Origin of the sequence: Thiorhodovibrio winogradskyi, from assembly GCF_036208045.1 — a bacterium.
Taxonomy (GTDB): Bacteria; Pseudomonadota; Gammaproteobacteria; order Chromatiales; family Chromatiaceae; genus Thiorhodovibrio; species Thiorhodovibrio winogradskyi.
The window spans coordinates 3,985,850-3,997,883 of the sequence record NZ_CP121472.1; the positions used below are offsets into that span (position 1 = coordinate 3,985,850).

8 protein-coding genes are annotated in these 12,034 nt (G+C 62.1%); 3 read left to right on the plus strand and 5 right to left on the minus strand.

All coding sequences use genetic code 11. From position 1 onward, the window contains the following. The first annotated feature begins 90 nt into the window (after nucleotides 1-90). On the plus strand, nucleotides 91-954 hold the full coding sequence (locus Thiowin_RS18240) for a 4'-phosphopantetheinyl transferase family protein (protein WP_328984385.1): 864 nt from the start codon (nucleotides 91-93) through the stop codon (nucleotides 952-954). A 63-nt stretch (nucleotides 955-1,017) separates the two neighbouring features. Here the strand turns inward: Thiowin_RS18240 and Thiowin_RS18245 are convergent, their stop codons facing one another. Together Thiowin_RS18245 and Thiowin_RS18250 are read right to left on the minus strand one after the other, a co-directional pair. After that, the gene (locus Thiowin_RS18245; protein WP_328984386.1) at nucleotides 1,018-1,983 is read right to left on the minus strand and encodes a GGDEF domain-containing protein; all 966 of its coding nucleotides are present in this window, start codon (nucleotides 1,981-1,983) and stop codon (nucleotides 1,018-1,020) included. 174 nt (nucleotides 1,984-2,157) lie between these two features. Beyond that, nucleotides 2,158-2,997: a lytic transglycosylase domain-containing protein gene (locus Thiowin_RS18250; protein ID WP_328984387.1), complete on the minus strand. Its 840-nt coding sequence runs from the start codon at nucleotides 2,995-2,997 to the stop codon at nucleotides 2,158-2,160. Between the two features lie 413 nt (nucleotides 2,998-3,410). Here Thiowin_RS18250 and Thiowin_RS18255 point away from each other — a divergent pair, with 413 nt between their 5' ends. Then, a complete protein-coding gene (locus Thiowin_RS18255) occupies nucleotides 3,411-4,331 on the plus strand; it encodes a hypothetical protein (RefSeq protein ID WP_328984389.1) in 921 nt (306 codons plus the stop codon). Nucleotides 4,332-4,438: 107 nt separating this feature from the next. Here Thiowin_RS18255 and Thiowin_RS18260 read toward each other — a convergent pair whose 3' ends face one another. From Thiowin_RS18260 to Thiowin_RS18270, 3 genes are all read right to left on the minus strand, one after another. Continuing rightward, a complete protein-coding gene (locus Thiowin_RS18260) occupies nucleotides 4,439-5,548 on the minus strand; it encodes an osmoprotectant NAGGN system M42 family peptidase (RefSeq protein ID WP_328984390.1) in 1,110 nt (369 codons plus the stop codon). After that, a complete protein-coding gene (gene ngg, locus Thiowin_RS18265) occupies nucleotides 5,545-7,299 on the minus strand; it encodes an N-acetylglutaminylglutamine synthetase (RefSeq protein ID WP_328984391.1) in 1,755 nt (584 codons plus the stop codon). Before ngg ends, Thiowin_RS18260 begins: the two co-directional genes overlap by 4 nt. 90 nt (nucleotides 7,300-7,389) lie before the next feature. Beyond that, entirely contained in the window at nucleotides 7,390-9,165 is a 1,776-nt protein-coding gene (locus Thiowin_RS18270) for an N-acetylglutaminylglutamine amidotransferase (protein WP_328984392.1), read from the minus strand. A 471-nt stretch (nucleotides 9,166-9,636) separates the two neighbouring features. On the opposite strand from Thiowin_RS18270, the gene Thiowin_RS18275 reads away from it, so the two are divergent. Continuing rightward, nucleotides 9,637-12,012: a tRNA(Met) cytidine acetyltransferase TmcA gene (locus Thiowin_RS18275; RefSeq protein ID WP_328984393.1), complete on the plus strand. Its 2,376-nt coding sequence runs from the start codon at nucleotides 9,637-9,639 to the stop codon at nucleotides 12,010-12,012. Nucleotides 12,013-12,034 lie beyond the last annotated feature (22 nt).

Here is a 12,034-nt window from a genome sequence, read left to right on the forward strand (position 1 = left end):
GAGGACTCAGGCTTGGGTCTGGAATTTAGACCAGATCTTTGCACCTGAACTTTGCACGGGCAACGCGATTTCACTGACACTCCCAACCCAATGATGGATCAAGCACCACCGCTGATTGACTGGCACAGCGACTGGAAATCCGCCCACCTCAGGGACTTGCACCCGAAAGACTTGCACCAGGCAAATGCTTTGAGAGCGCGGGGAGACACCGCGCTCCCGCTGCCGCGCCCCGGCGACCTGCATCTGTGGCGCATTCATGCCGATGCCGAGCTACCCGAACTGGAGGCGCGCTGTCGCGCAACCCTCTCGGCAGCAGAATTCGCGCGCGGACAAAGGCTGCGTGCGTCAAATCTGCGTCGGCGGTTTCTGCTCTCCCATTATGCCTGCCGTCGGATTTTTGGCGCTTATCTGGACTGCGAGGCATCCGCGATCGACTTCGCCTATTCAGCCACTGGCAAGCCGCGCATTACCGCTCCAGCGGCCCCCATCGGATCTGGCGTTGGATATGGAGCCGGATCTGGAGCTTGGCTGGGAGATGGATTGGGGGATGGAACCGGCATGGAATTCAATCTCAGCACCACGGGGGATTTGACCCTGCTGGCGTTGCGCTGGCGAGAGCCCCTTGGCCTTGATGCGGAAATTCTGTGTGATCGGGGTGATACGCTCGGCATTGCCCGGCGCATGTTTGGCGACGCAGAGGCCGAACGCCTGCGCCAGCTGCAAGCCGAGGAGCGTCTGCTCGCCTTTTTTACCGCCTGGACGGCGCTGGAGGCGCGCGTAAAGCGCGATGGACGGGGGCTTCCTGGATACCGTCTGCCCGATACTCCAGACATCCAGGTGGCACATGCCAGACCGCGGGCGGATGCTCTCTGCGCCATCGCCAGCCGCACCCTGCCACCACCAAGCGACTGGATCACGCGCGAGTGGATTGCGCGGGATTGGCAGGATTCCTGAGAATGTCCACAACTAGCCGAACAGAACTGGCCGACCAGGAAGATCGGCCAGCTGCGGGCGAGACTAGCCGGCTGCGATGCGCAGCTCGGGTTTGGCCAGGGAACTGCGACCTCCGGCCAGCACTCGGTTACTACCGGCATGCTTGGCGGCATAGAGGGCGTTATCAGCCTGATTGTAGAGCTGGTCCAGGGTCATGCCCTCGTGATGCATGGCCAGCCCGATGCTGGCGCTGACGCGCACCCCGGCCGCATCCGGGACTGACAGCTCTATCTCTGAGATAGTCTGGCGAATGCGCTCGGCGCAGTCCATGGCGCAGGTCAGGTCGGCGCCCGGCAGCAGCACGACGAATTCATCCCCACCCATGCGCACGCAGACATCCGAGGGACGGGTGCTCTCGCGCAGCACGCGCGCGACCTCGCACAGCAGGCGGTCGCCCTCGGGGTGACCAAACTGGTCGTTGATCGGTTTGAAGCGGTCCAGATCCAACGCAAGCATGGTCAGCGGGCGGTGCTGGCGCAGGCTATCGGCCAGCCAGCGCTCGCCCTGGGTATGGAGCGCACGCCGGTTGCCAAGACCGGTCATTGGGTCGGTCTCGAGCTGCAGGCTGAGTTCGCGAAAGCGCAGCGCATTGCGCAGAGCCGGCGCGGCCAGCCCGAGCAGACCTTCGATTTTCTCCTGCTCTTGCTCGGAGAAGCGACGCCCGCGCGTCAGGGTCAGATGGCCCATGGGCTGACCGGCGGAGCCAAGGGTATATTCCAACCGATGGCGGTCGACCTTACCATCGCTCAGCTGAAACAGCGGCGCCTCGAATTGAGCGGACTGGAATGCATACTCCCAAGAGCGCATTGCCACCAGCTCGCTCAGGTAGCTCATGGCGGTGCGCACCACGTGATCGAGTTCGAGCGATGCGCTGATGGCCTGCAGGAATTCGACGCCATCGATACTGTCGCGCGCCTTCAGTTGGGGCGTGGCATTGGAGGCAACAAGTGTGAGGTTCGGAGTTTCGGCTTGGTTAGCTGCGCTCATCATACTTCCCTCGATGGCTGGCGTTTTCGGGTTTGCCAGCAGGAAAGCGACTAACGTGCCAACCTTTTTTCTATTTATTTATCAGTATCTTAATAAAAAACACCAGAGAAGTCGTCGAAATTCCGGCAGGTCTTTGCCAGGCACTACAAGGTGCTGCCGTCAAGAATCCGGCAAACATCAGGGCCTAGGGCGAACCTTGGGCGGTTCGAGCACGAACATCGGCTTGCTCTTGGGCCCAGTTTGATGCAATCGCGGATCGAGCGCATTTTTTGACAGTGGGCTGGTCACCCAGGTCGGTTCCAGTCGCAACCTGAGGCGGGAGACTTGGCGGTTCACCGCTTGGATGCTTGAAGAAGGGGTAGCCCGCGCCCGCGCCATGGCAGGCGTTAGTTGAATACCTGTCAGTTTTTGCGCTTCTGGCGAGTAGGGCTCAACACCTTTTCCGCGCAGGTAGGAGGTCAGCACCCGGTGGGTATAGACCTGTGTTTCCGCGAAGGTCACAAAACCTTTACTTCGCTCAAGCGCGCCTTCACCCGCGTTGTAGGCCATCACCGCCTTGCCGATACTGTATTTTCCAAGCAAGCGCTTGAGGTGACGAGTCCCGGTTTGCGCGTTGATAGTGGGATCAAACAGCTTATCGGTCGAACTCACGCCATAATCGGCGGCTGTTGCCGGCATGACCTGCATCAGCCCGACGGCACCGGCATGCGAGACTGCATGGGGGTTGTAATTGGACTCTGCCCGCACAATGGCATGCACCAAGGATGAATCAAGCCCATACTTGGCCGCCATGCGGTCGATGAGCTTGACCAACTCGGCACGACTCGGCACGGAGGACGCGGCCGGTGGCTTTGGTAACGTTTCTGTCTGAGTTGCGGCCGCGGACTCCATGTTTGTTCCATCAAGCACCTTTTTTGCAGCTGCGTCCGCCAGTACGGGGGCCGTTAAGACAGCGGACACGAAGAACAGCGCGGGCGCATAACGTCCGATCCGAGGGGGATAGATTCTGTTTGTCATAGTTTCACCTGCGCCCTTGTTGAGGGGACTGTTATCGCAACTCTGATCACGACTCTGATCACGACTGTGGCCGAAACCCTGGCACCCAGGCATCACTCGAATCCACAACGACCGGTGACCAACTAGGCTATTCATTGGGCGACCAAAATGACCATTTGGCAACCCTGTCCATTGGCCGCATCATAGCTCGAGCAACCAATCAGGCCAATCCGCCACGCACAACAGATGAACACCCGAAGCTCTGCGTACCCTAGCTCACGACCAACCTCGTCATCGGCCTGCCGGTCGACATCACAACCGACTTGCATTGGCCGGAGTGACGCGCGGACAATGCGCCGACTATCCTCGCCGTCTTCACCCGGAATTTTTCAATTTCAGCCTTTTGCCGCGCAATTGAGACTTGCTCCCCGTCCATGAGCCAGGCTATCAGCAACGGAACCATCGCGGAGATCGACAACCGCACCTGCGTCTACTTCGACGGGTACTGGATCAAGCACTACGAGCCCCCGCCAGAGAGTCTGGAGGCAAAAAAGGGCCTGATCGAGGCACTGACACGGCGGTTGTTCAACCATGTCGAGCACGGGATTAACATCCCGGGCATTCGCTTGGCTGAAGCACGCGAGGCCTATCAACGCGAAAACGACCCGGAGCGCAAGCGCGTCAATGGCGCTATGTTGGCCGGCGCCCTGTTCAACCGCGCCACGGCCATTTTTACCAAGCTGGTCGAGCTTCAGGCAGACGGGGTTGAAATTGAACACGACAATGCGCTGATGCGCGAATGCGGGGATTACCTGCTCGAGGCCCTGGACCTTGGCCAGATGGTCCGCCACCGGGGCGGCGATGAAGGCATCGACGAGCTTTGGGGCGAGCCCTTCAAGGCCTTCAGCCAGCCCATCGCTGCATTCTACGAGAGCCGTTATATCAAGATCGCGCAGACCATGCGCGATGTTGATCGCATCACTGGTACCCTGATGGCAACCTTCGAGGGCAGCACCCAGATGCCCAACATCAAACCATTGCTGCTTGAGTTTGGCCGGGCAGCCAAAGGCAAAACCGAGATACTGCGCACCGATCCGGCCATTTTCAAGGTCTGGCCGGCCTTCGTGGTGGCACGCGACCGGCTGCAAAACATTCAGCCACGACTCTCTCCCGCGCCCTCACTCACGGAAATTCATGAGGCCCAGGAGGGTAACCGCATTCTCACGGCCGGCACTGCGCTGGTGACCAACATTGTGCGCGCCAGGGTGCCCATGCCCAAGAGCGCGCGCGATCTGCTCGGCAAGTGCGATCAGTTTCGGCGCACCTTCCTTGACCATCGCACCCCGCCGGGTTGAGACAAATCCATCTGGCGCGTTCACCCGCCGACAGATCGGCGCCGCCACGATCCTTCGTCTGATCGCGCGGTTGCGTCCCGCGCAGGCCAAGGCATGAGGTCGCTCCTTCAACCCGGCACTGTCGGGAAACCAGCGCGCGGTCCCATCTCGTAGCGGTCACGTGCATAAAGTGGTGGACTCTGCATGTAAATGGCGACCAACTCGGCCAGGGATTCCAGCGCATCCTGATGGATACGCTCGTAGCCGTGCGATGCGTCGATGCCGAAGGTGACCAGGGCGGTGCGCACATCGTTGCCGGCCTCGAGCGCGGCGGCGCTGTCGGAGCGATAGTAGCGAAAGATATCGCGCTGGTGCGGAATCTGAAACTCCTGACAGATTTGAATGATGCGATGGGTCAGGTGATAGTCGAAGGGGCCGCTCATATCGGCCATGCAAATCGTGGCGCCAAATTCGCTGGAGTTTTGCCCCGGTGCCGTGGTGCCGTTGTCAATGGTGAGCATCTCGGCGACATCCTTATGCAAAGCGGCGGAGGCACCCGAGCCGACTTCCTCCGAAATGGTGAACAGAGGATGGCAGTTCACCGGCAAACGCACATTATGTTCGACCGTTGCCTTGACTGCCGCCAGCAAGACCGCGGCGCCGGCCTTGTCGTCGAGATGACGCGAATTGATAAAACCCGTCGCGGTAATCTCGGGCTGGGTGTCGATGGCAACAAAGTCCCCAACATGCACACCAAGCTGCAACAGATCAGCGAGATTGGATACTCGCTCGTCGATACGGAACTCGACGTGCTGCCAGCCACCAGGCTGGTTGTCGATTTCCGGACCAAAAGTGTGGCCAGAGGCTTTCAACGGCAAAATGCTACCACGATGCTGGCCAATATCGGTAAACAGGGTGCAGCGCGCGCCCTCGGCGAAGCGCGAATTCCAGTGTCCAACTGGCACCAACTCCAGCCGCCCATTTGGCTTGAGCGCCTTGACCATGGCGCCCAGGGTGTCGATGTGCGCGACCACGGCTTTGTTGGGCTTTTCCATCTCGCCCTTGAGTGTGGCGCGAATGGCGCCGCGGCGGGTCAGCTCGAAGGAAACTCCAAGCCGCTCCAGCTCCTCGCAGACCAGGTGGACCACTCTGTCGGTATAACCCGCGGGACTAGGCGTGAACAGGAGCTTGAGCAGGATATCCTGTAGATACTCAAGATTGATCGGAAGCTGCTTCAAACGGGCACCTCGCGCGGAATGGTTTGCGGGAACAGCAGATCGACAAAACGCTCCGCTGTTGGCTGGGGCTCATGATTGGCCAGCCCCGGCCGTTCGTTGGCCTCAATGATGACATACTCGGGCCCGGCCACCGAGGGGACGATGAAATCCAGCCCGGTCACTGGAATATCCAGCGCCCGCGCCGCGGCTTGGGCGGCTTTGATCAACGCCGGATGCAGCTTGGCAGTGACATCATGAATGGTGCCACCAGTGTGCAGATTCGCCGTTTTGCGCACCTGCAAGACTTCTCCATAGGGTAGGAGGTCATCCATGCGATAGCCGGCTTGTTGCACGCAGCGCTCTGTCTCATCATCGAGCGGTATGGAACTTTCCCCACCCGTCGCGGCACGACGACGGCGGCTTTGCAAGTGAATCAACTCAGCGACCTTGTGCCGTCCCGTACCTATGACCTGCGCCGGCTTGCGAATGGCGGCGGCCACCACCTCGAAATCAATCACAATGATACGCAAATCATCGCCGCTAACGAACTCTTCCAGAATCACCGTATCGGAAATCCGCCGCGCGCGTTTGATGGCCCGTTCCAACTCGGCGGCATCGCGCACATCCACGCTGATACCAGCCCCCTGCTCGCCCCGGGTCGGCTTGACCACCACACTGCCGCGCTTGGACAAAAAGGCCTCGGCCTGATCAAGCGCCTCAACCTTGATCTGCCCCGGCACCCGCAGACCCACCCGATGCAGCAGCCGATGGGTCACGGCCTTGTCATCGCAGCGACTCATGGCCACCGCCGTGGTGAGTTCGCTCAGGGATTCGCGGCAGACAATGCGCCGCCCGCCAAGGCTGAGCGCGAAATAACCGCCCTCGGCATCGATCACCTCGGTGCCGATGCCGCGCCGGCGCGCCTCGTTGACGATAATGGCGGCGTAGATATTGAGATCCGCCACCGGCTGGCGACCGATGAATAAGGGCTCGTTGAAGGCATTCTTGTTCTTGAGCGCGAACACCGGAACCCGCTCGAAGCCGAGTTTTTCATACAGGCGGATGGCCTGCTTGTTGTCGTGCATCACCGAGAGATCAAGAAACGACCGCCCACGCGCCTGAAAGAACTCGGCAACTTGCCGCACCAGGGTCTCGCCGATACCGGGATAGGGCGCCTGGGCATCAACCGCCAGCGCCCACAGACTGGCGCCGTTTTCGCGGTCGCCAAAGGCCTCGACATGATCGACGCCGTTGACCGCGCCGAGAATGGAACCGTCCTGCACGTCCTCCGCGACCCAGAAGTGCAGCACCCGCGAGGCATGCTTCTCCCAGATAAACTCCGGCGGTGGCGGCACCATACGTCGTGTGCAATACAGCCGATGAATGGCCTGGGCATCGTTGCGGCTGTTAAGCAGGCGCACCATGAAGCCCTTAGGCCGGCGCGAGGAATAATGGTAGCGCTCGAGCCACAGCCGAAAGGTGTGGGAGGGGTCGAGAAATAAATCCTGGGGCGCGAAGGACAGCACCACATGAGGATCGCGCAAATAAAGCGCCACATCACGCTTGCCGGGACGTTCTTCCTGCAGAGTTCGGGCCAGTTGCGCCAGGTCGGCGAAGGTTTGGCCAAAAATCAGCCGCCCCCAGCCACAGTCGACCACCTTGTCGTTGGCCGGGGCATGCTGCTCCCGCTCCCGCGCCTTCGGCTGCCAATTGGTCAGAGTCGGCGCATTCTTGCGTGCCAGCCGATGATGGGTGCGGTCTCTGATCGCCATAAATACTCCCGCGCTCAAATTGTAAGGGCAAGTGGATTCGCCCCGTCGGGACCGGCGGACGGTCCGTCGTGATTTAGATCGAGACTTGGCCTAAAGGCCGTGCTCACCCAGCCATAAATTCAACAGGGCGACCTGCCACAGCTTGGAGCCGCGCAAAGGTGTGATGTGCTCATCGGGCGCCGCCAGCAGCCGCTCGACATAGTCCGATTGAAACAGCCCGCGCTCGCGCGCGCGCTGGGAGGTCACCACCCCGCGCACCATCTCCAGCACCTCGCCGCGCAGATATTTGAGCGCCGGCACTGGGAAATAGCCCTTGGGCCGGTCGATCACCTCCGGGGGAATCACCTTGCGACCAATGGCCTTGAGAATGCCCTTGCCCCCGTCGGCCAGCTTGAGCGCATCCGGCACCCGCGCCGCCAGCTCGACCAGCTCGTGGTCGAGGAAGGGCACCCGCGCCTCCAGCCCCCAGGCCATGGTCATGTTATCGACACGTTTGACCGGATCATCCACCAGCATAATGCTTTGATCGATGCGCAACGCCTTATCGACCGGTGCCTCGGCGCCCGGCTGGGCAAAGTGCGCGCGGATGAACTCAAGGCTGTGATCGGCGCCATGAAAGCGCGGATGCACTGCCTGGCAGTACTCGGCATGCTCGCGGTCGCGGAAGGCGCGCGCGTAATCCCCCAGCGGATCAGTACTGCCCACCATGGGTGGATACCAGTGGTAGCCGCCAAAGACCTCATCGGCGCCTTGCCCGCTTTGCACCACCTTCACATGCTTGGCGACTTCCTGGGAGAGCAGATAAAAGCCGATCACATCATGGCTGACCATGGGCTCGGCCATGGCGCGCACGCAGCCGGGCAGATTGGGCAGCAGTTTGGCCTTGGAATCGACCTGGATCTTGTGATGCTTGGTGTCATAGTGCCGGGCGATGATGTCCGAATACTGGAACTCATCACCCACCTCGCTGCCGACGGTCTCGAAGCCGACCGAGAAGGTATTGAGCCCGGTCTGCCCCTGCTCGGCCAGCAGGCCAACGATGAGGCTGGAATCCAGCCCACCGGAGAGCAGCACCCCGACATCCACATCCGCCACCAGACGGCGATCGACGGCGGTGCGCAGTGCCTCCAGCACCAGTGCCTGCCAATCCTGCTCGGAGCGTCCCGCATCCTCGGGCAGAGCCTCGAAGCGTGGTTCCCAATAGCCATGCTCGCGCGCGCGCCCGTTGGGTTCGATCACGCGGATGCTTGCCGGCGGCAGCTTACGCACCCCGCGCACAATGCTGTGCGGCGCCGGCACCACGGAATGAAAATGCATGTAATAGTGCAGCGCGACCGGGTCGAGGTCGGTATCCATGCCACCGCCGGCCAGTAGCGCCGGTAAGCTGGAGGCAAAGCGCAGTCCACCTGGTATATCGGCGATATACAAGGGCTTGATGCCCAGGCGATCACGCACCAGCGTCAACCGGCCGCTGTCGCGCTCCGCCACCGCGAAGGCGAACATGCCATGGAAACGCTCCACACAGCGCTCGCCCCAGGCATGAAAGGCCTTGAGCACCACCTCGGTGTCGCCATGGGAGAAGAACCGATAGCCCTTGCCAATGAGTTCATCGCGCAAGGACTGGTAGTTGTAGATGCAGCCATTGAAGGCCACGCTCAGGCCCAGGGCATTGTCGACCATGGGCTGGCCGGCATGGGTGCTGAGATCGATAATGCTCAGGCGCCGGTGGCCGAGCGCCAGCGCGCCCTGCTGAAACAGCCCGCGGCCGTCCGGTCCGCGCGGAGCCATGTGGTCGTTGATCGCCGCCAGGGCAGCGAGATCAATGGGTTTGTCGTCGAAGCGGATTTCTCCGCAAAGTCCACACATTTTAGGGTTACTCCCTCGCTGTCCTGTCCCGCTTGGAAGAAGATCGCCACGGCGACCAGCAGCGGGCGGCCAATGCACCGCGGGCGCGCATCGACGCACCATTGCGGGGCGCGGAAGGAATCAACAACTCAGGCGCGTTTGAGCTTCGTCCTGAGTCACCAGCACGGCAGAAAAATGACTTGTCGCTCAGGGCCAATACCCAGGGCCAGACGATAACCACGAAAAGATTATTCAATCTCCGCAACGCTTGCAGCCCCAACAGACCTGCAAGCGACTATTGGCCTCCCCACTCTTGCGGTGCCATTCTAACCAAGGCAATCGCACACGTCCAGCATGCATCTCTGGTCACCGGATGCCACTTTACCGGCGATGATGCTTCAGGCTCTGGCCTTCAAATAAGGCATGATCCCGAGCATCCTTGGAGCTCAGCGCTTTCACTCCGCACATTTCAACTAGAGCCAAGCAGCTTTGATGCCACCTCCGAACAACCACTACCAGGCCGAATCAATCCCCGCGATTTTAGACACACTCACCTTTATCGCATCCGAGACAGCCCCCCTACACGACCAAGGCATCGCCACGGCCATGGCGCTGCGCCAGCAGGCGCATGCCAGTCACGCACGCCGGCTGCTGCTGCTTGAAGGCGGGGCTGAATGGACGCTCGCCACCGCGCACGCCATTGTTGGCGCCCTCATGGCCGCTCAGCACTCGGACTGGCCGGTCCATTGGCTTGGCCGCCACCCCTCGGGGCAAAGCCGGCCGGTCAGCGAGGCTCACAAGCTGCTCGGCAGCGAGTCCGAGCTGATTGTCTATGATCTCTTTACCGGCCTGGACGCCGACGCCCTGGCCATCGCGGCCGGCGCCCTGCGCGGCGGTGGCCTGCTGTTGCTGCTCGGTCCACCGCTGGCACTCTGGTCGGATTTCGCCGATCCCGCCGCCACGCGCATCGCCACCCATCCCTACCCGCCGGACGCTGTTGGTCATGGCTTTCTCACCCGCATGGCCGCCCTGCTGGAAACGGCCCCTGGCAGCCGGCGCATCGTCCAAGGCGCGAGCGCGGACACTGCCGATCAGCCCGAACCCACCGGCGCATCTGCAAGCCGCAGATGCGAAATCATTCGCCAAGCCAAGCTCGCCCCGGTAACAAAGCGTTTTTTCAACATAGCCGCAGGCATCCCCCCAGAACTCACCCTTGAGCAGCAGCAAGTTCTCGGCGCCATCGGCGAACTCATGACAACAAGCGACCCGCGTCCACTGGTGGTCAGCGCTGGTCGCGGACGCGGCAAGTCCACCGCGCTTGGGCTGGCCGCGGCCGACTGGTGCGACTCCCTAACAGCACGCGTCCTGGTGACAGCCCCGTGTTATCGCGCGGCTCGCACCCTGCTCGCACAGGCCCAGGCACGCCAGCAGCCAGGCCGAGGATACCCGGTCTTCCTGCCGCCCGATCAGCTCCTGCGCGACCAGCCTGACGCCGACCTGCTGCTGGTGGACGAAGCCGCTGGCATTCCCGCGCCCCTGGTGCAAGCGCTGCTCGATTGCTATCCGCGCATCGTTTTTGCCACCACCACCCAGGGTTACGAAGGCACCGGGCGCGGCTTCGCGCTGCGCTTCTTTCCCCTGCTTGACCAGCGCAAGCCTGGCTGGCGCCATCTCGAACTCAAGCAGCCTGTGCGCTTCGCCGCCGGCGACCCGCTCGAAGCCTTGATTGACCGGCTCCTGCTGCTGGATGCCGAACCGGCCACGGATGAGCAGATCAAGGCCAGCGCGGACCAGCCGCCACATATCGAATGGATTGATCGCCGGCAATTGAGCCGGCAGGAAGAACGCCTGCGCCAAGTCTTTGGCCTGCTGCTGCTCGCGCACTATCAGACCCGCCCGAGCGATCTGCGCCAGCTGCTTGACGGGCCGAATCTGGGTCTGACCATTCTCAGACGCGGCGACAGCCTGCTCGCCACCGCCCTGGTTGCCAAGGAAGGCGGGTTCGATGACAGCTTAAGCGCCGCCATCTTCGCCGGCGAGCGCCGCCCCCGCGGCCATCTGCTGCCTCAAACCCTGTCGGCGCACGCTGGGTTGGCAGACGCACCGCGACTGAAATACGCGCGTATTGTGCGCATCGCCGTGCATCCGGCGGCACAGCGTCAGGGTCATGGCCGCGCGCTGCTCCAGGCGCTGATCCATCAGGCTGCCACCGATGGGTTGGATCTGATTGGCGCCAGCTTCGGAGCCACCCCGGAGCTGCTGGCTTTCTGGCGCGCCAGCGGCTTTACTCCGGTGCAGCTTGGCAGCCATCGCAATGCCGCCACCGGCGCCCATGCCGCCGTGGTCTTGCGAGCACTCAGCCAGCCGGGACGGGAACTCCTCGCGCAAGCCCGCGCCCAATTCCGCGAGCGCCTGCCACGCCTGCTCCCCGGTCGCCTGCGTGATCTGAAACCCGACCTGGTTGTCGAACTGCTGCGCGCGAGCAGCAGCGACCCGCCCGATCTGGCACACAAAGCCCGCCTTCCGGCTCAGCTACCGGGTCTGCAGCCGGCTCAGATCCCAGCTCAGATCCCAGCTCAGATCAGGGCAGAACTCCGCGGCTTCGCCCACCACCAGCGCAGCCTTGAGGCCGCGCTGCCGGCACTGGTCCAACTCGCCCCCGATCCCTTTTCCCAAGCGCTTGCGCAAGGTCAGCTTGGCCAGAACCAGGCCGAGGGCTTCATCGCCGTGGTGCTCCAGCAACTGCCACCGGAAGGGGTGGCGCCGCACCTCGGCCATTCCGGGCGCGCCGCCGTGATCAAACAACTGCGCCAAACCACCGTCGTTCTTCTCGAGGTGCTTTGCGGTGTAATATGGGAGCAGCAATAGCATCCCAGCCCTGGCGAAGGCT

Coding starts and splice junctions, on each gene's coding strand:
- Thiowin_RS18255 (WP_328984389.1), top strand. CDS start 3,411: ATGAGCCAGGCTATCAGCAACGGAACCATCGCGGAGATCGACAACCGC.
- Thiowin_RS18270 (WP_328984392.1), bottom strand. CDS start 9,165: ATGTGTGGACTTTGCGGAGAAATCCGCTTCGACGACAAACCCATTGAT.
- Thiowin_RS18240 (WP_328984385.1), top strand. CDS start 91: ATGATGGATCAAGCACCACCGCTGATTGACTGGCACAGCGACTGGAAA.
- Thiowin_RS18250 (WP_328984387.1), bottom strand. CDS start 2,997: ATGACAAACAGAATCTATCCCCCTCGGATCGGACGTTATGCGCCCGCG.
- ngg (WP_328984391.1), bottom strand. CDS start 7,299: ATGGCGATCAGAGACCGCACCCATCATCGGCTGGCACGCAAGAATGCG.
- Thiowin_RS18245 (WP_328984386.1), bottom strand. CDS start 1,983: ATGATGAGCGCAGCTAACCAAGCCGAAACTCCGAACCTCACACTTGTT.
- Thiowin_RS18275 (WP_328984393.1), top strand. CDS start 9,637: ATGCCACCTCCGAACAACCACTACCAGGCCGAATCAATCCCCGCGATT.